The organism is Cryobacterium zongtaii, from assembly GCF_002909375.1.
GTDB lineage: Bacteria > Actinomycetota > Actinomycetes > Actinomycetales > Microbacteriaceae > Cryobacterium > Cryobacterium zongtaii.
On the sequence record NZ_PPXD01000005.1, the window covers coordinates 111,278 to 132,199 of the forward strand.

General features: G+C 69.3%; 18 protein-coding genes. 11 read left to right on the forward strand and 7 right to left on the reverse strand.

The genetic code is table 11. The annotated features are described in order from the left end of the window. The first annotated feature begins 204 nt into the window (after nucleotides 1–204). The 3 genes from nirB (at nucleotide 205) to C3B61_RS02775 (ending at nucleotide 5,346) form a co-directional block, all read left to right on the forward strand. On the forward strand, nucleotides 205–3,066 hold the full coding sequence (nirB, locus tag C3B61_RS02765; RefSeq protein ID WP_103459464.1) for a nitrite reductase large subunit NirB: 2,862 nt from the start codon (nucleotides 205–207) through the stop codon (nucleotides 3,064–3,066). A 4-nt stretch (nucleotides 3,067–3,070) separates the two neighbouring features. Then, on the forward strand, nucleotides 3,071–4,171 hold the full coding sequence (gene cobA, locus C3B61_RS02770; RefSeq protein WP_103459465.1) for a uroporphyrinogen-III C-methyltransferase: 1,101 nt from the start codon (nucleotides 3,071–3,073) through the stop codon (nucleotides 4,169–4,171). A gap of 143 nt (nucleotides 4,172–4,314) precedes the next feature. Then, the gene (locus C3B61_RS02775) at nucleotides 4,315–5,346 is read left to right on the forward strand and encodes a uroporphyrinogen-III synthase (RefSeq protein WP_240632480.1); all 1,032 of its coding nucleotides are present in this window, start codon (nucleotides 4,315–4,317) and stop codon (nucleotides 5,344–5,346) included. A gap of 206 nt (nucleotides 5,347–5,552) precedes the next feature. On the opposite strand, the gene C3B61_RS02780 is transcribed toward C3B61_RS02775, so the two are convergent. Beyond that, a complete protein-coding gene (locus C3B61_RS02780) occupies nucleotides 5,553–6,431 on the reverse strand; it encodes an LLM class flavin-dependent oxidoreductase (RefSeq protein WP_103459467.1) in 879 nt (292 codons plus the stop codon). A 144-nt stretch (nucleotides 6,432–6,575) separates the two neighbouring features. Here C3B61_RS02780 and C3B61_RS02785 point away from each other — a divergent pair, with 144 nt between their 5' ends. From C3B61_RS02785 to C3B61_RS02805, 5 genes are all read left to right on the forward strand, one after another. Next, a complete protein-coding gene (locus tag C3B61_RS02785; RefSeq protein ID WP_103431243.1) occupies nucleotides 6,576–7,337 on the forward strand; it encodes an SDR family NAD(P)-dependent oxidoreductase in 762 nt (253 codons plus the stop codon). A gap of 65 nt (nucleotides 7,338–7,402) precedes the next feature. Next, nucleotides 7,403–8,548: a M4 family metallopeptidase gene (locus C3B61_RS02790; RefSeq protein WP_103459468.1), complete on the forward strand. Its 1,146-nt coding sequence runs from the start codon at nucleotides 7,403–7,405 to the stop codon at nucleotides 8,546–8,548. A gap of 92 nt (nucleotides 8,549–8,640) precedes the next feature. Further along, nucleotides 8,641–8,907: a protealysin inhibitor emfourin gene (locus tag C3B61_RS02795; protein WP_103459469.1), complete on the forward strand. Its 267-nt coding sequence runs from the start codon at nucleotides 8,641–8,643 to the stop codon at nucleotides 8,905–8,907. 109 nt (nucleotides 8,908–9,016) lie between these two features. Then, nucleotides 9,017–10,129 carry a hypothetical protein gene (locus C3B61_RS02800; RefSeq protein WP_103459470.1) on the forward strand — a complete coding sequence of 371 codons (1,113 nt, stop codon included), beginning with the start codon at nucleotides 9,017–9,019 and terminating at the stop codon, nucleotides 10,127–10,129. Nucleotides 10,130–10,192: 63 nt separating this feature from the next. Then, a complete protein-coding gene (locus C3B61_RS02805) occupies nucleotides 10,193–10,618 on the forward strand; it encodes a pyridoxamine 5'-phosphate oxidase family protein (RefSeq protein ID WP_103459471.1) in 426 nt (141 codons plus the stop codon). Nucleotides 10,619–10,621: 3 nt separating this feature from the next. On the opposite strand, the gene C3B61_RS02810 is transcribed toward C3B61_RS02805, so the two are convergent. The 3 genes from C3B61_RS02810 to C3B61_RS02820 form a co-directional block, all read right to left on the reverse strand. Continuing rightward, entirely contained in the window at nucleotides 10,622–11,062 is a 441-nt protein-coding gene (locus C3B61_RS02810) for a hypothetical protein (RefSeq protein WP_088455662.1), read from the reverse strand. Nucleotides 11,063–11,247: 185 nt separating this feature from the next. Continuing rightward, nucleotides 11,248–11,619 carry an FKBP-type peptidyl-prolyl cis-trans isomerase gene (locus C3B61_RS02815; RefSeq protein WP_103431237.1) on the reverse strand — a complete coding sequence of 124 codons (372 nt, stop codon included), beginning with the start codon at nucleotides 11,617–11,619 and terminating at the stop codon, nucleotides 11,248–11,250. A 177-nt stretch (nucleotides 11,620–11,796) separates the two neighbouring features. After that, a complete protein-coding gene (locus C3B61_RS02820; protein ID WP_103459472.1) occupies nucleotides 11,797–13,020 on the reverse strand; it encodes a PrsW family intramembrane metalloprotease in 1,224 nt (407 codons plus the stop codon). Between the two features lie 122 nt (nucleotides 13,021–13,142). On the opposite strand from C3B61_RS02820, the gene C3B61_RS02825 reads away from it, so the two are divergent. Genes C3B61_RS02825 through C3B61_RS02835 form a run of 3 tightly spaced genes read left to right on the forward strand, consistent with a single transcriptional unit; the run spans nucleotide 13,143 to nucleotide 16,411 of the window. Next, a complete protein-coding gene (locus tag C3B61_RS02825; protein ID WP_279628272.1) occupies nucleotides 13,143–14,768 on the forward strand; it encodes a DNA-3-methyladenine glycosylase 2 family protein in 1,626 nt (541 codons plus the stop codon). Nucleotides 14,769–14,772: 4 nt separating this feature from the next. Beyond that, nucleotides 14,773–15,648, forward strand: a complete 876-nt coding sequence (locus C3B61_RS02830; RefSeq protein ID WP_088455658.1) for a fumarylacetoacetate hydrolase family protein — start codon at nucleotides 14,773–14,775, stop codon at nucleotides 15,646–15,648. Further along, nucleotides 15,638–16,411: a glycosyltransferase family 2 protein gene (locus tag C3B61_RS02835; RefSeq protein ID WP_103459474.1), complete on the forward strand. Its 774-nt coding sequence runs from the start codon at nucleotides 15,638–15,640 to the stop codon at nucleotides 16,409–16,411. The genes C3B61_RS02830 and C3B61_RS02835 overlap by 11 nt, the downstream gene beginning before the upstream one ends. A 40-nt stretch (nucleotides 16,412–16,451) precedes the next feature. Here the strand turns inward: C3B61_RS02835 and C3B61_RS02840 are convergent, their stop codons facing one another. The 3 genes from C3B61_RS02840 to C3B61_RS02850 all read right to left on the reverse strand — a co-directional run bounded on the left by C3B61_RS02840 (nucleotide 16,452) and on the right by C3B61_RS02850 (nucleotide 20,776). Beyond that, nucleotides 16,452–17,303, reverse strand: coding sequence for an alpha/beta fold hydrolase (locus C3B61_RS02840; protein WP_103459475.1), 852 nt, complete (start codon nucleotides 17,301–17,303; stop codon nucleotides 16,452–16,454). A gap of 101 nt (nucleotides 17,304–17,404) precedes the next feature. Continuing rightward, the gene (locus C3B61_RS02845) at nucleotides 17,405–18,925 is read right to left on the reverse strand and encodes an aspartate ammonia-lyase (RefSeq protein ID WP_103459645.1); all 1,521 of its coding nucleotides are present in this window, start codon (nucleotides 18,923–18,925) and stop codon (nucleotides 17,405–17,407) included. A 384-nt stretch (nucleotides 18,926–19,309) separates the two neighbouring features. Next, nucleotides 19,310–20,776, reverse strand: a complete 1,467-nt coding sequence (locus C3B61_RS02850; RefSeq protein ID WP_244285814.1) for an NCS2 family permease — start codon at nucleotides 20,774–20,776, stop codon at nucleotides 19,310–19,312. Nucleotides 20,777–20,922: the final 146 nt, after the last annotated feature.

Here is a 20,922-nt window from a genome sequence, read left to right on the forward strand (position 1 = left end):
GCGACGTCGGTGCGGCCTGGCATCCACGGTAGGCAGACCTCGTGTCGGTCATCGTGCGGGGCCGTGACGATCGCGTAACGAAGACCTCTCACGCTGCCCGAAACGACGTGAGGACCACGTCACACTCCGTTACCCGGGCGACACGGTCGGGAAATCGCCGAAATTTAGGCTGACGGAACAGCTCACCACTCGGAAAGGCACTCCATGGACCACGTCACCCCCGCAGCGGCCGACGCCGCCGCAGACGTCCCCGGCACGCCCCGACGCGTCGTGGTGATCGGCGGCGGCCCCGCCGCGCACCGGTTCACCGAGGCGATGGCCGCCCGCGCCACCGCATCCGGCAACACCGGGACCGTCGAGCACACCGTGACTGTATTCGGCGAGGAACCACACCTGCCCTACGACAGGGTGGCGCTGTCCCGCCGCCTGGTCGACTCCGAAGACCTCACCCTCGGCGACACCGCCCTGTGGGACGCCGCCTTGATCAGCTACCGCGGCGGCAGCAGCGTCGTCGGCCTCGACACCGCGGCAAAGGCGATCACCCTCGCCGACGGTGAACGGGTGCCGTACGACGACCTCGTCTTCGCCACCGGCTCCGCCGCCACCGTGCCGCCCATCCCCGGCGCCGAGGCCGGTCACGTGTACCGCACCATCGAAGACGTCGATTTCCTCGTCGGCGAGATCGGCCGGCTGCGCGAGCGCCTGGGGCGCCCGGCCAATGTCGTCGTCGTCGGCGGCGGACTGCTCGGCCTGGAAGCCGCCGGCGGTCTCGCCAGGCTCGGCGCCGCATCCACCCTGGTGCACTCGGGTGACTGGCTGATGTCGGCGCAACTCGACGAGGGCGCCGGCCAGGCGCTCGGCCGACTGATCGGCGCGCAGGGCATCGCCCTGGCGCTCGGCACCCGGCCCACCGAGATCCTGCGCTCCCCCACCGGCCGGGTCCTCGGTGTCTCGCTCACCAACGGCAGCCAGCTGCACGCCGACCTCGTGGTCTTCTCCATCGGCATCACCCCGCGCGACGAACTCGCCAGGGCCGCGGGTCTGGAGCTCGGCCCGCGCGGCGGCATCGTCATCGGCGACGACTGCCGCACCTCGGTAGCCGGGATCTGGGCCATCGGCGAGGTCGCCAGCATCGACGGCGTCTGCGTGGGACTGGTCGCCCCGGCCAACGCCATGGCCGAGGTCACCGCCGATCGGCTGCACGGCGGCGAAGCCGTCTTCCCCGGCATCGACGATGCCACCAAGCTCAAGCTCTCCGGGGTGGAGGTCGCCAGCTTTGGTGACGCCCTCGGCCGCACCGAACACTGTCTCGAGGTGGTCTACGCCGACCCGGCCCGCGGCCTGTACCAAAAGATCGTGGTCACCGGAGACGCCAAGACCCTGCTCGGCGGCATCTTCGTCGGCGACGCCTCGCCGTACACCTCGCTCCGCCCCCTGTTGGACCGCGAACTGCCCGCGGAGCCCGGCGCCTACCTCTCCGCCGCCGGCGCCGAACCGCCCGCGAACAGCGACCTGCCCGACGATGTGCAGCTCTGCTCCTGCAACAACGTGTCGGTCGGCGCGGTGCGCGAAGCCGTCCGCGGCGACCACGGCGAGGCCTGCACCGAACTAGGCCCGCTCAAGGCCTGCACCCGTGCCGGCACCCAGTGCGGCTCCTGCGTCCCCCTGGTCAAGAAGATCCTCGAGACCGAGCTGCGCAAGGCCGGCGTCGAGGTGTCCAAGGCCCTCTGCGAGCACATCGCGTTCAGCCGCAGCGAACTGTTCGAGAGTGTGCGCATCCTGCAGCTCACCTCGTTCGACGACATCATGGACCGCTTCGGTACCGGCCTCGGCTGCGACATTTGCAAGCCCACCATCGCGTCGATCCTGGCCACCCAGACCAACGGCTATGTGCTGGATGCCGGCCGTGGCGGCCTGCAGGACACCAACGACAGGGCCCTGGCCAACATGCAGAAGGACGGCACATACTCGGTGGTGCCGCGAATCCCGGGCGGGGAGATCACCCCGGCCAAGCTCAAGGTGATCGCCGAGGTCGCCGAGCAGTACAACCTCTATACGAAGATCACCGGCGGGCAGCGCATCGACCTGTTCGGTGCCCGTCTCGAGCAGCTGCCCGAGATCTGGACGATCCTGGTGGACGCCGGTTTCGAATCCGGTCAGGCCTACGGCAAGTCGTTGCGCACCGTGAAGAGCTGCGTGGGCAGCACCTGGTGCCGGTTCGGCGTGCAGGACTCGGTATCGATGGCCATCCAGTTGGAGCTGCGCTACCGGGGGCTGCGGTCGCCGCACAAATTCAAGCTCGGCGTCTCCGGCTGCGCCCGTGAGTGCGCCGAGGCCCGCGGTAAGGACATCGGCATCATCGCCACGGATGTGGGTTGGAACCTGTATGTGGGCGGCAACGGCGGCTTCCAGCCGGCGCACGCACAACTGCTCGCCCAGGACCTCGACGACGACACCCTGATCGCCTACATCGACAGGTACCTGATGTACTACATCCGCACCGGCGACAGGCTGCAGCGCACCGCGCGCTGGCAGGAGGAGTTGCCCGGTGGGCTCGAGCACGTGCGCGATGTTGTCGTGAACGACAGCCTGGGCCTGGCCGCCGAACTGGAACTGGCCATGGCCGCGCACGTGGGCAGCTACGAGGACGAATGGGCGGCGACCCTGAAGGATCCGGAGAGGCTCCGCCGGTTCCGCTCGTTCGTGAACGCGCCCACCACGCCGGACCCGGCGATCGTGCAGGTGCTCGAGCGCGGCCAGCCGCGCCCGGCCTGGCCCGGCGAGCGCGCGGCGCTGGCGGACGCGTCACCGACGGATGCGGCACGGGCGGATGCGGGTCAGACCAGCACTGTACAGACCGGCACGGTGCAGACCGGCGCTGACTTCTTCGGTGTCAGCGTCAACGAGCCCGACGACACCGCCCCGGCCACCGGGCCGGTGCTGCTCTCCGGCGCCCGGATCCCCCTGTGGCCGGCCGATCGGAACGACACCGGCCTGACTGCAACCGGGCGGAACGACTCCGGGCGACACACAACCGCTCACGCCGCTCCACTAGACGGAGAATAGGGCCATGCCGAATCCAACCCTCGACATCGGTCTGAACGTGACCGGTCGCCGCGTGCTCATCGTCGGCGGGAGCCGCCCCGCCCGCCGGGTCATCGCCCGGTACCGCGCTGCGGGCGCCGTGCTCTACCTCGCGGCAGACACCTACGAGGTGCCCAACCCTCTCGTGCGCGCCGTGGCCTGGCCGCATTCGCCACGCGGCTGGCGCGACCTGGTCTCCGCCGTTGACCTCGTCGTGGCCGTCGACCTGCCCGCGCACGACGAGCCGCTGCTCGTCGCCGCCTGCGCCGAGAAATCGGTCTGGCTCACCTGGGAGGCGGCCGCCCCGGTGTCCAGGCCCGGGCACGTCACCCTCGTCGGCGGCGGTCCCGGCGACGACGACCTGCTCACCGTCGCCGCGCTCACCGCGCTCCGCAGCGCCGACATCGTCTACTACGACAGGCTCGGTCCGCACGACAGGCTCGACGAGTGGGCGCCCGGAGCCGAACTGGTGAACGTGGGCAAACATCCGGGCCACCACGCCGTACCGCAGGCCGAGATCGAGCAGTTGCTCGTGACCAGCGCCCGCGCCGGCCTCACCGTCGTGCGCCTCAAGGGCGGCGACCCTTTCGTGTTCGGCCGTGGCGGTGAAGAAATGGCCGCCTGCCGGGCCGCCGGAGTTCCGGTCACCGTGATCTCCGGGGTCACCAGCGCCATCTCCGTGCCGGCGCTGGCGGGCATCCCGGTCACCCACCGCGACGTCTCCCGCCTGTTCACGGTGCTCAGCGGTCACCTGCCGCTCAGCGAGGAGGAGCTGGCCCACCTGGTGGGCCTGGGCGGCACCATCGTGGTGCTGATGGGCGTGGGCACCCTGCCGCACCTGGCCAGCGGCCTGGCCCGGCACGGCATGCGCGCCGACATGCCCATCGCCATCATCGAGCGCGGCTTCTCCGCGCACCAGCGCACCACCGTGGCCGACATCGAAACCGTGGTGAGGGTAGCCGGCGAGGTCGGCGCCCGCTCCCCCGCCGTGCTCGTGATCGGCGAGGTCGTGCGGCTGGCCCAGTGCGACGACGCCGCGGCCGTTGAAGTGCTCGCAAACGCCGCTACACTCTCAGGCCAGAGGTAACCCTGCCTGACACGTCAGCCACCAGAACCATCGGAGACACAGTTAACGACATCGGAATAGAAGCGGGGCTGCCCGGCTTCCGACCGGACCAGCTCGAGGGCTTCCGCATCGGAGTCACGTCCGACCGCCGGAGCGAGGACCTCATCGCCGCGTTCGAACGACGCGGCGCCGATGTTCTGCATGCCCCGGCGATCCGCATCGCTGCCGCGGCCGACGACTCGCAGATCACCGCCGACACCGCGGCGATCATCGCCGGCCGGCCGGACATCCTGCTGGCGACCACGTCGTACGGCATCCGTCGCTGGCTCGAAGCAGCGGATGCGGCCGGGCTCGGCCACGACCTCACCGAGACCCTCGAGAACAGCCGCATCCTCGTGCGCGGCCCCAAGGCCCGCGGCGCCATCCGCGCCGCCAACCTTGACGACTCCGGCATGAGCGACGAGGAAACCACCAGCTCGCTCGTGGACAAGGTGCTCGGCGAGGGCGCGGCCGGGTTGACGGTGGCCGTGCAGCTGCACGGGTTCACCGACGAGTCCCAGATCCAGCGGCTGCTCGACGCCGGTGCCACGGTGCTCACCGTCGCGCCATACCGGTGGTTGCTGCCCGACGACTCCAGCCGGGTGCTCAAACTCATCGACGCGGTCTGCACCGGGTCTCTTGACGCCGTCACCTTCACCAGCGCACCCGCTGTTGAGGCGCTCTTCGGCGCGGCGGATGGCGTCGGCCGGCTCGAAGCTCTGCAGGAGGCCCTGCGCGGACCTGTCGTGGCCGCCGCGGTCGGGCATGTCACCGCCGCACCCCTGCTCGCGGCCGGCATCACCCCGATCGTGCCGGAACGGTTCCGCATGGGTGCGCTGATCAAGCTGGTCTGCGACTACCTCGCCGACGAGCGGGTTCTGCGCCTGGACAGCCGGCACGGTCCGGTAGAACTGCGCGGACGGCGGGTGTCTGTCGCCGGCGCATCCGCCCTGCTGCCGCCGACGTCGCTCACCCTTCTGCGCGCCCTGCTCGCCGCACGGGGGTCGGTGCTCTCCCGCGCCGATCTGACGGCCGCGCTGCCCGAGATCCAGGACGACCACGCCGTCGATGTGGCGATCAGCCGGCTGCGCCAGTCCCTGCCGGCGCCGGCGCTGGTCGCCACGGTGATCAAACGCGGCTACCGCATCGACGTGTAGCGGACGCTTCGCGCTCGCTCAGCAAGAGGCCAGTCGAGTTGCCAGTGGAGGCCCTTCTGCCAGGGCACCTTGCGGCGATTCGACGAAACGTGCTGCGCCGACGTGCGCCAAAGTGCCCCTTCGCCCGCCCCGAAGCGGCGTAGTGCGGCAACTCGGCGGGCACTCCCCGCTGCGAGGGGGTGGCGAGTGGGGTATGTCAGCTGCAGCTAGGTGAGGCGGGCGGCGACCTCGTCGAGGACCGACTCCGAGCCGGCGTAGATGCCGTCGGGCCGGGGCCAGTGACTGATCACGTCGGTGAAGCCGAGCTCGCCGGCCCGGCCGACGGCGTCATCGAAGGCACCGACACTCTGCAGCGAGTACGCCCCGCCGCTGTCGAGCGAGAGGTAGCGGTCCAGAGAGCCCGGCGCCCGGTCCGCCGCGGCGAGGGTGTCTTCCAGCCGGTGGACCAGCGCCGCCACTGCGCTCCACCATTCCTCGCCCACGGCACCGTCGGCGCCCGTGGTCACCCAGCCCGCACCGTGTTCGGCGACGAGCTTGAGGCCCTTCGGCCCGTTGGCGGCGATCACGAACGGAACCCGAGGCTGCTGCGCCGGCCGGCCCACCATACGGGCGTGCACCGCGGTGAACCAGTCGCCCGCGAAGTCGAAACCGCCCGCTCCCGGCTTCTCGTGGCGCAGCAGCAGGTCGAGGTCGGTGACGAACTCGGCGAACCTCTCGTGCCGCTGACGCGGGGTGTATGTCGGTTGCCCGAGCACGAAGGCGTCGAAGCCAGTTCCGCCCGATCCCAGCCCGAGCAGCATCCGCCCGCCGGAGATGTCGTCGACCGTGGCGACCTCCTTGGCGAACGGCACCGGATGCCGAAAGTTCGGTGAGGCGACGAAGGTGCCCAACCGGATCCGGTCGGTGACCGCCGCCGCGGCCGCCAGGGTGGGGATGGTGGCCTGCCACGGCTGATCGGCGAGGCTGCGCCAGGACAGGTGGTCGTAGGTCCAGGCGTGATCGAAACCGTACCGCTCGGCGCCCTGCCATTTCCGGCGGGCCTCGGGCCAGTCGAACTGGGGCAGGATGACGATTCCGTGGCGCATACCGGCAGTCTACAAACCGACCGGGCAGCCGGGCGGCCGGAGCCCCCGCATCCGCCTGCCCCGCGCCGGGGCGACCAGACGGTGCTATGACTGGTGCGTCGGCGCCGCGCCGCACTCGAGGAAGATCTGCAAAGGAGCACCCCGATGGACCCGATTGTGACCCCGGGCCGGTTCGCCGGCCAGACCGCCATCGTCACCGGAGCCGGCTCCGGGATCGGAAAAGCGACAGCCGTGCGACTGGCTCGGGAGGGCGCCAGGGTGATTGCCGGCGACGTGGTTCCCGCCCGTCTGCAGGAGCTCCTCGACCAGTTCGGCGACCTCGACATCGTGACCGTCGACGGCGACATCAGCCACCAGGACACCACCACACGGCTGGTCGCCGCGGCGAACGGCCGCATCGACGTCGTCGCCAACGTCGCCGGTGTCATGGACGGCTTCCTCCCGATCGCCGAGGTCGACGACGCCACCTGGGAGCGGGTCTTCGGCATCAACGTGACCGGCATGATGCGCCTGATCCGCGGGGCGCTGCCGATCATGGTGGCCGGCGGCGGCGGGTCGATCGTCAACGTCACGTCCGAGGCCGGCCTCCGCGGCGGCGCGGCCGGGGTCGCCTACACGGCGTCCAAACACGCCGTGATCGGTCTGACCCGCAACACCTCCGTGATGTACTCGGCCCAGGGCATCCGCTGCAACGCGGTCGCGCCAGGCGGGGTGCAGACGAACATCGAGGCTCCGATGCGGTCTCCCCTGGCCGGGTCGGTGCTCGGCCCGGTGTTCCAGCACGTGTTGCCTCCGGTGGCCACCTCGGAGCAACTCGCCGCCACCATCACCTGGCTCGCCAGCCCGGACTCGGCCAACGTGACCGGCATCGTCCTGGCGTCGGACGGCGGCTGGTCGGCAATATGAGAACCGGTCTCCCTGTCGTCGCATGAGAGGGGTGCGATGTCGGACGGTGCTGCCAGACTCACCGCATGACAGGCACAGACCAGACTCAGAGCCCCGTCCCGTTCCCCGGCCGTCCGCACGGCCATGGCCGATCCGCCCCGCCGTTTCGGTGCGGCGTCGTGCCGCCCTACCTCCTCGAGCACCTGGCCGCGGTCGAGGACCCGCGCTTCGAGGCCGCGGCCGAGGCCGCCCGGCGATCGTTGCGCGTCGACGACCCCATCCGCAGCCTGCGCTTCGAGCGCCGCACCAGCGCGCTGCCCGCGCTACCCGTCGAGGCCGTACCGGGCGTCAGCACCCGCACCATCAGCGACGCCGGCCAGCTGCAGCGGCTGCCCGGCCGCACCGTGCGCACCGAAGGTCAGCCCCCGGTCGCCGACGTGGCGGTCAACGAGGCATACACCGGCCTCGGCGACACTCATGGCCTCTATTGGAGCCAGTACCAGCGCGACTCCATCGACGGGCGCGGCCTTCCGCTGGACGCCACGGTGCACTACGGACGGGACTATGACAACGCCTTCTGGGACGGCGAACGGATGGTGTTCGGCGATGGCGACGGCGAGGTCTTCAACAGGTTCACGATCTCGTTGAGCGTGATCGCGCACGAGCTCACCCACGGTGTCACCCAGTACAGCGCCAACCTCGCCTACCAGGGCCAGTCCGGTGCGCTCAACGAATCGGTGTCGGATGTCTTCGGCGCCCTCGTGGAGCAGTTCGCAGCCGGCCAGGACACCCGGTCGGCGAGCTGGTTGATCGGCGCAGGGCTCTTCACCGAGCAGGTGCAGGGCCAGGCGCTGCGTTCGATGAAGGCTCCGGGCACCGCCTATGACGACGATGTTCTCGGCACCGATCCGCAGCCGGCCTCGATGGACGGCTACATCGACACCGAAGAAGATTACGGCGGAGTGCACCTCAATTCGGGCATCCCGAACCGGGCGTTCTATCTGGTCGCCGAGGCCCTCGGCGGCAACGCGTGGGAGGCGCCGGGGCAGATCTGGTACGACACGCTCACCGGCCCCACCCTCACCGTGAACGCCGACTTCGCCGCTTTCGCGACGGCGACGGCGACGGCCGCGATCACCCGCTATGGCGCGGGCTCCGCCGAGCACGACGCGGTTCTGGCGGGATGGACCGGAGTGGGTGTGGTCGTCGATCCGCTGCGAGCGGCCTCCTGACGCGGCAGCGACGGTTCAGCGTTCGCTGGCAAGCCGCCTTCGATCATGCCGACATCCCCGATCGTGGCCCCGGCCGGACGTACCATGGGGCCATGAAGGTCGTCGTCTCACGCAGCGGAGGCATCGCTGGGCTCCGGGTCACCTGGGACGTGCAGGTTGACGAGCAACCGGATGCTGCCGCGTGGATGCGTTTCCTCGAGGAACTGCCCTGGGACGAGGCCGAGGACAGCGCACCGATGCCGGACCGTTATGTGTACCGCATCCGGTGTGCCCCGCACGAGGTGGTGCTCGCCGAACCGCAGGTGCACGGCGCCTGGAAAGACCTGATCGACAGGGTGCGCGCGGCGAGCGAACGCTGACGCAGACCACCGAACATCGTGTCGTTAGCACCCTGTAATAACGCACGCCCGGCGATACTGATAACGTGACTCGAAAGGGGGTCACGGGGCCCCATCAAGGGGGGCCATCATGGCAACGGCACATTCGTCTGCATCATCACTTCCTGACGTCGGCGGCACCGCCGATGCACGGACGGCCGCTGGACGACCTGGCGCCCTCCTGCGGCGTGGCCTCGCCGTCACGTTCGGCCTGGTGGTTGCCACCGCCGCGATCCTCGGAACCACGCAGGCACCCGCCTCCGCGGCTCCGGTGCCCGGCACGGTCAACCAGTGCAACTACATCCAGGACGGCGGCGGCAACGAGATCGCCTGTGACGTCACCATCACGAACTACCTCGACCTCGACACGGGCCTGTCCCGATCGGACATCACCGTGCGCACTTGTGAAGGCGCGGTCGGCGAACTGGTGTGCACCACCATCCCAGTGAGCTTCCCCACGGCCACCACCGTCGTCGACCAGTGCAACAACTCCGCCAACGGCGGCGGGTCGATCGCCACCTGCAACGTGTCGGTGGAGAACGTCATCGTCGGCGATGCCACAACCTCTCCCGCGACCGTGAATCAGTGCAACGGTTCAGGAGCCGAAGGACCCGAACCCACGCTCAACTGCACTCCGGTGTCCTCCACCACCTCGGCCGCCATCACCCAGTGCAATGCGTCCGTCAACGGCGGCGGGGCCGCCCGCCGCGTCACCTGCACGGTCGATTCGTCGACGGTCAGCGCGGCGCTGCCGGTGACCATCCGTCAGTGCAACGATTCAGTGAACGGCGGCGGCTCCACGCTGACCTGCACCGCCTCCCTCACACACCGGATCCTGCCTGCCGGAACCGTCACACCCACCCCGTCTCCCACCCCCTCAGCAACCCCGCCGGCGGTCACCCCCTCGGCTACCCCGCCGGCCGTCACCCCCTCGGCTACCCCGCCGGCCGTCACCCCCTCGGCAACCCCGCCGGCCGTCGAGGCAGGACAGACTCCCACACCGTCGGCGAACCCCTTGATCCCCATCGCCGGCGGTGGTGGCGGCGGCGCCGGTTATGGCACGGACCTGGCCGAGACCGGCACCGAACTGGCTGAGACCGGTACGGATGCCCTGCCGGTGTTCCTCATTGCGGCCGGAGCGCTGCTGATCGGTGGAATCCTCCTCACCGTGATGCTGGTGCGTCGCCGTTCCACCCAGCTGTAGGGCAACACGCCGCGGTCCGCTCGGCATACTCGCCGAGTGGACCGCAAAGTGGGACTATGAGGTATGGACAACAACGACCTTGATCCCGTTCGCATTCTCAGCGAGGACGAGTGCTGGGAGTTGTTGCTGTCCTCAAGCTTCGGCCGTCTCGCCGCCGCTGTCGCGGATGACATCGAGATCTTTCCACTCAACTTCGTCGTGGCCGACAAACGGCTTCTGTTCCGCACGGCCGAGGGAACCAAGCTTCTCGCCCTCACCGTGAACAACAAGGTGGCTCTTGAGACCGACGCCATCGGGCGCGGCGACGCGTGGAGCGTTGTCGTGAAGGGTCTCGCCCGAGTCCTCGACACCCAGGCCGAGATCGAAGCCGCCAACGCGCTCCCGCTCCGTCCGCTGGTGCCCACACTCAAGTACATCTGGGTTGAGATCACCCCGACCGAGCTGAGCGGGCGCCGGTTCGCCCTGGAACCGGAACCGGAGCGGTACTAGCCGTTAGTCGCTGGCCGCCGCCGGAGCGACCCGGCCCTCGCCAGAGAGCCCGATGAGCATCAGCACCGCAGTGCCGTAGGCATCCGCCGCGGTGGCCGCCTCGAACACCTCGTCGACGCCGCGCACGTGCACGCTTACCCGGTACCGGTCGTCGCTGAGCCTGTGCAGGGAGCGAAACGTGCCGCGCAGGAGCGCACGCATCTGGTCTTCCCTCGGCAGCCACAGGGCATCCTCGAGCGCGAGCGAATCCAGCGCCCACTCCGTCGTGCCGTTGAAACCGAGGATGGTGCCGGTGTCGAACTCGTGCGCCTCGATGGTCATCTCGCTGACCGTGAAGACCTCGGAGTCGAAGCCCGGTCGTTCGATGCGGAACGAGTCACCGGATACCGGATGCCAGGACAATCCGGCCTGCTGCAGGGCACGGGCACAGTCGATTGAGATCATGTCCCATTATCGGCGCGGGATACCGTCGAGCGCGAGGGCGTTTTTCGCACTCACACCAGGCCGTCAGGCACAGAAGATTGGCACGCAGGTGCGCCTGCGTGCCACATATTTCGGGGTGCCCCGGAGCGCCGTCAGCATTCTCCGGGGCCACCACTCACCCATCAGGCGGGTGCGGATCGAACGGTCTAGCTGACGCCGTTCAGGTCGATCACGAAGATCAGGGTCTTGCCGGACAGCCGGTGACCGGATCCGGCCGGGCCGTAGGCCAGGTGCGGCGGCACGGTGAGCTTGCGACGGCCGCCCACCTTCATTCCGGGGATACCCTGCTGCCAGCCGGCGATGAGGGAGCCCAGCGGGAAGTTGATCGACTGGCCGCGGTTCCAGGACGAGTCGAATTCTTCGCCGGTGTCGTATTCGACGCCGAGGTAGTGCACGTCGACGGTGGCGCCGGCGGTGGCCTCGGCCCCGTCACCTACCACGATGTCGACGATGTCGAGCTGTTCGGGCGCGGGGCCCTCCGGGAAGTCGAGTTCGGGCTTGGAGTTCAAATCAGTCATGAGACCATCCAATCGGATTCCGGCTCCGGACGCACACCTGGAAATTCCCCCTTGCGCGAACGCCGTGGCCAGGTGCAGTCTTAGTGCATAGAAACTCGCCGCACCGGGAGAGTTGTCGGCAGTGCCACACCACCGGGCGGCGAGTTTTCTCGTGGGCCCGTGTAACCGGGCGGCACGTCAGCCGATGACCTGGGCTCGGTCGTCCATCAGCAGGCCCAGCAGCCGGGCCTCCTCGACCTGGTCGGGGGTACTTCCCGGCCGTGCCGCTGCGCCGCTGCGACGGGAGGGGCGCAGCTGGGCGCTGACCAGTCGTTGCCGCACCGATGCCAGCCGGGTGGCATCCGTGATGAAGCGGTTCATCGCGAGGCGACGCGCCTGCGGCTGGCCGTGTGCCCATGCCCGTGCCTGGCGTCGGCCGCGGGGAGTCGCCAGCATCGCCACCTCGGCCGGGGTGAACCAGCCCACGGCGGCATAGTCGCTGAGCCGTTGCACCATCAGCGCCTCCTCCTTGCGCCGCAGCATGACCACGACCAGGATCGCGCCGAGGAACATCGGCACCTGTACGAGGAAGTAGTAGCCCACCAGGGATGCGTCGTCGGTGAGTAGAAAGAACGCCCCGTTCCACACCGCGTGCAGCAGAACCGCAGCGGCCAGGCCGATGAACACGGCGCCGAGGTAACTTGAACCGCTCGCACGCCGGGCGGCGAAGCCGATGGCCAGGCCGGTGCAGGCCGTGAACAGCACGTGCGCGAACGGGGAGATCACCCCGCGCAACAGGAAGGTCACGCCGAGGTCGGCGATCCCGCCGTCGAGCATCGCCACACCGAAGTACTGGATGTTCTCCGAGAACGCGAAGCCGGCGGCGATCATGGCCGCGTAGACGACTCCGTCGATCGGACCGTTGAACTGGCCGCGGATCACCCAGAACAGCAGCAGGATGCCGAATCCCTTCGCCGACTCCTCCACGAGCGGCGCCTGAATGACGGCGGCCGTGAAGTCGCCCGCCGGTCGGGCCACGCCGCTGGTCGCGACGACGATCTGCACACCGAGGTCGAACACCAGCGCCGTCACGATAGAGACGCCGGCGCCCCAGAGGAAGGCAAACCAGAGCGCCGGCCGGGGTTCCGGCTCCCACCGGTCGATCCAACGCACCGCCAGCACCACCAGGGTGAGCGGCACCAGCGCCAGCAGCAGACAGACCAGCACCGCGCCCGGACCGAGGAAGGTCGAGAGGTAGACCAGGACCAGCAACAGCGCGAGCGCGGCGACCACGATGCCGATGCTCGCCCATACGACAGTGCTCAGGTTTGTGCGCCGCACCGGCGAACTCCACACCGGCGTCTGGATGGGGGTGTCCTGCTGGGGCACGGCGAGCGGTCGGCCGGTCGGGTCGAGGGTCATGCCCGCCAGTTTACGGGGACCGGACCGGTTCGAACCGGGCAGATTCCGCCCGAGCGATGGCCCTGAACGGCGATGTCTGATTCCCGCTACCGGTCGTGCGGTGCGCGTGTCAGTCTTGGGGGGTGACACCAGCGCCCAGCTCCCCCGACGACCCGGTCTTCGCCGAACGATACCGGGCCATGTCCTCCCGCGACGCCCGCTTCGACGGCCAGTTCATCACCGGCGTGCACTCCACGGGCATCTACTGCCGACCGAGCTGCCCGGCCGTGACCCCCAAGCCCGGCAATGTGTCGTTCTACCTCACTGCTGCTGCGGCTCATGAGGCGGGACTGCGGGCGTGCAAACGCTGCCTGCCCGATGCCGTGCCGGGGTCGCCGGCGTGGAACATCCGTGACGACCTGGCCGCCAGGGCGATGCGGCTGATCGGCGACGGCACCGTTGAACGAGAGGGCGTGCCCGGACTGGCAAACCGGCTCGGCTACACCCCGCGACACCTCACCAGGGTGCTGGTCGCCGAGGTCGGCGCCGGCCCTCTGGCGCTGGCTCGCGCCCACCGCGCGCAGACCGCTCGCGTGCTGCTCATGAGCACCGACCTGCCGGTCACCGACATCGCATTCGCCGCCGGTTTCGGCAGCGTGCGGCAGTTCAACGACACCATCGCCGCGGTGTACGAGCGCACACCGTCGGCCCTGCGGGCCGGCGCCCGGGTGCGGGCCGGCAGCCGCGACCGGGACACCGAAACCGGCACCGGCACCGGCACCGGCACCGGCACCGGCACGAGGATCAGCCTGCTGCTGCCCGCCCGTGCACCGTTCGACGGCACGGGCCTGCTCGGCTTCCTGGGTGTGCGGGCCATCGACGGTGTCGAACGGTCCACCTCCGCCGGGTACGAACGCACCCTACGGCTCCCGCACGGCTGGGCCACCCTGCAGCTGGCCGTCGCGGGCACCCTCGACGCGCCCGCGATCGCCTGCACCGCCCGGCTGAGCAGCCTCGCCGACCTCGCTCCTCTCGTGAGCCGGGTACGCCGCCTGTGCGACCTCGACGCGGATGCTCAGGCCATCGATCGCGCCCTGGCCGACGACCCGGCCCTGGCCGGCTCCGTGCACGGCACCCCCGGCATCCGGGTGCCGGGCAGCCTCGACCCCGAGGAGACCCTGTTCCGGGCCCTGCTGGGCCAGCAGGTGTCTGTGGCCGCCGCCCGCACCGCCCTCGGCCGGCTCAGTGCGGCCCTCGGCGAGCCGGTGCCCGGCGCCACCGCCACCGACCCAGACACAGACACAGACACCACCACCGCCACCGCCGCCCCACAGCTGCTCTTCCCCACAGCCGCCCGCATCGCCGAACATGGCCGCGAGGTGCTGCGCGGCCCTGCGGCCCGCATCGACACGATCATCCGCGTCGCCGCAGCGTTGGCCGCCGGCGACCTCGTGCTCGACGTCGGGGAAACCCGCGACGATCTGCAGGCCCGGCTGACCGCCCTGCCCGGCATCGGACCGTGGACTGCCGGGTACGTGGCCATGCGGGTTCTCGGCAGCCCCGACATCCTGCTCACCAGCGACCTCGCCCTGCGCCAGGGCGCCGATCGGCTCGGCCTGCCCGCAACGGCCAGAGACCTCGCCGCCCACGGCAGCGTCTGGGCGCCATGGCGCAGTTACGCCGGCATGCACCTCTGGCGGGCGGCAGGAGCCCCACGACCGGCCGGGCCGGCAGTTCACGGCAAGAACGGTTCTGGCCGGTTACGCTGAAGAAGTGAAGTTTGCGCATCTCAGAGTTGAAGGCCAATCCACCCCTCGTCTAGCCATCGTGGTGGACGACGCGGCACTCTTCCTCGACGAGGTGATCGATGACGCCCCGCGCGACCTCCAGGACCTCCTCGAGAAGGGCGCCCCGGAATACGACAGGGTGCGGGCGCTCACCGCGAACGCGCTGACCCACGGTGCCAGCCTCACCCCCATCGACGATCTGCGGCACTCGTCTGCGGTGTTGCGCCCCCCGCAGATCATCGCGATCGGCGCCAACTACGCGGCCCACTCCTCCGAGCTCAAGCTGCGCAGCGAGACCGCCGCGACGGTGTTCTCGTTGTGGCCGAACTCGCTCACCGGCCACGAGTCGATCATCTCTTGGCCGAGCGACCTCACCGGCCAGGTCGACTACGAGGCCGAACTCGGCGTGATCATCGGCCGGCCCGCCCGCAACGTGTCGGTTCGCGACGCCCTCGACTACGTCTTCGGGTACACCGTCGTGAACGACATCACCGCCCGCGACCTGCAGTTTTCCGAGGCGCAGTGGTCCAGGTGCAAGTCGTTCGACGGGTTCACCCCCACCGGCCCGTTGGTGGTCACCGCAGACGAGATCGCCGACCCGCAGAACCTCTGGCTGACCACCCACGTCGACGGGCGCATCCTGCAGGACGCCTCCAGCGGCGACATGGTGCGCACGGTTGCCGAGATCATCGCCTACCTGTCGCTGACGTCCACGCTGCTGCCCGGCACGCTGATCTCCACCGGCAGTCCTGGCGGCGCCGGCTACAGCCGCAAGCCGCAGGTATTCCTCAAGGACGGCTCGACCGTCACCGTCTCCATCGACCGGATCGGGCTCCTCACGACCCACTGCCGTGAAATCTGAGCCTGGCCGGCCACCGGTCACCATCTCGGTGGTCGTCCCGGTCTACAACGACGCCGACTTCCTGCGCACCTGTCTGCGCGCACTGTCTCAGCAGCGCCGGCCGGCCGATGAGATCATTGTGGTCGACAACGCCAGCACGGATGCGACGGCCGCCGTGGCCATCGCCGCCGGTGTGCGCCTGGTCCGCGAACCGCTGCGGGGAATCTGGCCGGCCACCGCGGCCGGCTACGACGCGGCCACCGGCGACGTGATCGCCCGGCTCGACTCCGACTCGGTGCCCCCGGTGGACTGGCTGGAGCGGATCGAGGCCCGATTCACGACCCATCCCGACACCGCCGTGTACACCGGTCCCGGCGACTTCTACAACTGCGGCCCCGTCACAGCCTGGTTGGGTGGCCGGATCTACATCGGCGGCTACTTTCGCTGGATGGGGTTCTGGCTGGGCCACCCGCCGCTGTTCGGATCGAATTTCGCGATGCGCCGACAGGTCTGGGCCGCCAACCGCGACAGGGTTCGCCGCACCCGCAACGATGTGCACGACGACCTCGACTTCAGCATGCACCTGGGCCCCGACGAACCGGTCACTCTCGACCGCTCCCTCAGAGTAGCGATCTCCGCCCGCCCGTTCGAGACCCCGCGCGGGCTCGGCCGCCGGGTGGCGTGGGCCGGCCGCACTCTCTTCTCGGGCTGGCCGGACTACTCGCCCTGGCGCATCCGCCGGCGCGCGGCGAGTCGCCGCAAAAGACCGCTTCGCGCGCTCTGACAGGTCGTTTTGCGGCAACTCACAACCAGGAATCCTGCCGTCAGCGACCGCTCGCGTAGAGAGCGAGCAGGTCGCGGGCCAGCTGGTGCGGGGTGGTCTCGCAGGGGCTGTGCCCGGCCGGGTAGACGCGCAGGTCCGCGCCGATCCGGTGGGCGAAGCGCCGGTGCTGCGCCACCTTCCACAGGTCGCGGTCGCCCACGGCGATGAGCTTGGGCACCCGGCTGCGGGCCAGTTCCCTGCGCACATCGGGGGTGTGCTTCATCAGAGCCATGATCTGGTCGAGGCTGGCGCGCCGGGTGTAACCGAACCGCCTGCGCGCCAGGTCGAGACGGCCGGGCCGGGTGTGGTTGCGGTTGGTGACGATGCCCCAGATCATCAGGGACGCGATGGTGTGCGCGGGCACCAGGCCGCTGATCGAGCCGAGCCAGCGCACGCCGCGAAAGGTCTGGCCGGGCCCCGGCGGCGTGGTCAGCAACACCAGCGAGGCGAACAGCTCCGGCCGCCGCGCCAGGGCCAGCTCGGCGACGAGGCCGGCGAACGAGTAGCCGAGCACGTGCACCGGCCTCTCCCCCGATTCCAGCACCGCGACCAGGTCGGCAACGAAGAGGTCGTAATCGAAACGCCGGCCCTGCACCGGCCCGGCCGCCGCGGACTCGTACTGGCCGGCGAGGTCGAAGCTCTCCACCCTGTAGCCGGCGTCGGCGATCAGCGGCGCAAGAAGCACGAAGTCCTCCTTCGACCCGGTGGCCCCCGGCACGAGAAGCACCCGCGGGTCGCCCCGCCGGCCCAGCCCGATGGCGGCCAGCCGGCCGCTGGGCGCGTGGAACCTGAACCGCTCGGTGCCCGGCGGCAGGATCGTCCAGTCGAGGTCGGGCAGGGCGGCGTCGAGCATCGCGAGTCGATCGGGCCGGATCGGCTCGTTCCTGTGGAGCGGTTGCCTCACACGCAGGGACACGGCACCAGAGTAGCGCCGCCCGCCTTTCCTCGGCGGGCCTACTCGATGATGGGGATCGAGGAAGTTCCGGTGTCGGGCCGCATCCCGGACAACCGGGCCGGTTCGAGCTCGCGCATCACGTCTTCCCTGGTCATCAGGTTGGCCTCGACCACCAGGTCGGACACGTTGCGCCCGGTGAGCAGCGCCGTCTGAGCGAGCGCCGCGGCGGCCGCGTAGCCGATGTGCGGGATGAGCGCGGTGATCACGCCGACACTCGAGCCGACCATGGCGGCGAGCCGGTCCTCGTTGGCGGTGATGCCGTCGATGCAGTTCACCCGCAGGGTCCACATCGCCTGGGTCATCCAGGTGAGGCTCTGGAACAGGTAGTGCGCGATGACGGGTTCGAAAGCGTTGAGCTGCAGCTGCCCGCCCTCTGCGGCCATCGTCACCGTCACATCCGCCCCGGCGACGGCGAAGGCCACCTGGTTGACGACCTCGGGGATGACCGGGTTGACCTTGCCGGGCATGATGCTCGACCCGGCCTGGCGGGGCGGCAGGTTGATCTCGCCGAACCCGGCCTGCGGGCCGGAGGAGAGCAGGCGCAGGTCATTGCAGATCTTGGAGAGCTTGATGGCGCTGCGCTTGAGGTTGCCGCTGAACGACATGAAGCTGCCGGCATCGCTGGTCGACTCGATCAGGTCCGGCGCCGCCTCCAGCTTGAGCCCGGTGATCAGATTGAGGTGGCGGATGGCCGCGGCCGCGTACCCGGGATCGGCCGTGATGCCGGTGCCGATCGCGGTGGCGCCCAGGTTGACCTCGGCGAGAAGCCAGATCGTCTCGGTGAGCCTGTCGTAATCCTCGCCGAGGGTGGTGGCGAAGCCGTGGAACTCCTGGCCGAGGGTCATCGGCACCGCGTCCTGCATCTGGGTGCGCCCCACCTTGAGGATCTGCTCGAACTCGTCGGCCTTGACCGAGAAGGAGCCCTGCAGCGCTTTCAGTTCGCGGAGCAGGTGCTTGAGGAAGAACGCCAGGGCGATCTTGATCGCGGTGGGATAGGTGTCGTTGGTGGACTGGCTGCGGTTGACGTGGTCGATCGGGCTGAGAATGTCGTAGCGGCCGCGCCCGTAGCCCGCGTTTTCCAGCGCGAGGTTGCAGATGACCTCGTTGGCGTTCATGTTGGTGGAGGTGCCGGCGCCGCCCTGCATGACTCCCACCACGAACTGGTCGTGGTGCTTGCCCTCGATGATCTCCTGGCAGGCGGCGTCGATCCAGTCGGCCCGCTTTTGGGAGAGCGCACCCACCTCGGCGTTCGCGCGGGCGCAGGCCTGCTTCACCGAGGCGAGGGCCACGACGAAGTCGGGGTAGACCGAGATCGGACGCTTGGCGATGGGAAAGTTCTCCAGCGCCCGCTTGGTGTGCACACCCCAGTAGGCGTCCGCGGGGACCTCGACGCGGCCGAGCGAGTCGCGCTCGATGCGGAAGCCGGGGGTGACGGCGGGGACGTCGGCGCTGAGATCCTGTGGGCTGGTCGTGTCTTCTATAGTCAATTCGGCGTTCGTCGTTTCGGTTCTTGCGGACATGCTGCTGGTGGGGTGCACGTGGGCTCCATTGCCGTCGGTGAAGAGCTTGTGGCTCATGACCGACCCACTCTATCGCGAGGCCCCGGCCCGGCACCGGAGCCGCACGTTTCGCCTGCGTTACGCAGGGAACCGTCGTCTCCGGGCAGGGTCTGTGCAAGAAAACGCAGGTGCGACCCCACAAGTTACGCGGCGGCGGGCTCCTCGGGAAAGACGTCGTGTTCCATGGCGTCGTAGCCTTCAGCGGAGCCACGCGGCTTACTGGAGTAGCGCACCCTCGCACGGCGCACGCACCAGAAGCCAGTTGAGGCCCCCTGGAACGCATCCAGGAGGCCTCAACTGTCATGTCACAGCCGGCCAGTCGCGGTGGCGGGCGGCGCGCATCCGTTAGACGCCGAACAGGACCTCGACGGGACCGCGCACGAAGAAGACCAGGAAGCCGACCGCGACGACCCAGAGCAGCGGGCTGATCTCACGCGCCTTGCCGGAGAGCGAGCGCACGATGACCCAGCTGATGAAGCCGGCGCCGATGCCGTTGGCGATCGAGTAACTCAGCGGCATCACGATGATGGTGAGGAACACCGGCAGCACGATGGAGAAGTCGCTGAAGTCGATAAACCGGATCTGCGACACCATCATGGCGCCCACGATCACGAGGGCCGCTGCGGCCACCTCGAGCGGAACGATCTGGGTGAGCGGGGTGAAGAACATTGCGGCCAGGAACAAGAGCCCGGTGACGACGTTCGCGAAGCCCGTTCGGGCGCCCTCACCGATTCCGGCGCCGGACTCGATGAAGACAGTGTTCGACGAGGATGAGGTGGCGCCACCGACGACGGCACCGACGCCCTCGACGATCAGCGCCGACTTGAGCCGGGGGAAGTTGCCGTCCTTGTCGGCGACACCGGCCTCGTTGGAGAGCCCGGTCATGGTGCCCATGGCGTCGAAGAAGTTCGTGAAGACCAGCGTGAAGACCAACATCACTGCCGCAAGAACACCGATGCGCTCGAACGCGCCGAAGCTCACCTCGCCCACGAGGGACAGATCGGGCAGTGCGACGAAGCTGGTCGGCAGCACCGGGGCGTTGAGGTTCCAACCGGCCGGGTTGGTACCGAGCGAAGGACCGACCTTGAAGATGGCCTCCAGGATCACGGCGAGCACCGTGGTGCCGACGATACCGATGAGCAAGGCCCCCTTGACCTTGCGGGCCCCAAGCACACCGATCAGCAAAAGCCCGATCACGAACACCGCGGTGGGCAGGCTGGCGACCGAACCGGACTCGCCCAGCTGCACGGGCGGGGAAGCGACGCCACTGGAGCGCACAAAACCGGAGTCGACCAGGCCGATGAAGGCGATGAAGAGGCCGATCCCCACGGTGATGGCGATCTTGAGCTGACGGGGCACGGCGGTGAAGATCATTTCGCGCAGGCCCGTGGATGCCAGCAGCACGATGATGAGGCCGTTGATGACGACCAGGCCCATGGCCTCCGGCCAGGTGACCTGGCCCACGACGCTCACGGCCAGGAACGAGTTGATACCGAGCCCGGCGGCGAAACCGAACGGCAGTCGGGCGATGACACCGAACAGGATGGTCATCACCCCGGCCGTCAGCGCGGTCACCGCGGCGACCTGGCCGTTGGGCAGCCAGTTGCCGGCGACATCCACCGCGGCCTGGTCGGCACTGAAGCCGCCGAGGATCAGCGGGTTGAGGATGACGATGTAGGCCATCGTGACGAAGGTGACCAGGCCGCCACGCACCTCGCGGCTCCAGGTGGAGCCGCGGCGAGTGATCTCGAAATACCGGTCGAGCACGGACTTGGTACCGCGCCCCGTGGGCTCGGATGGACCGGACGCCAATGGGGTTCCGGTCGAGGTGCCTGTCGTGGCGGTTGGGGCTGCTGCGGTGGACTCGTGCTCTGATGCGGAAATGATGCTCTCCCGGTCGGTGTGCGGCGGCGTGCCAAACGCCTTATTCTACGACGCGTCCCGCGGCCGTGATAATC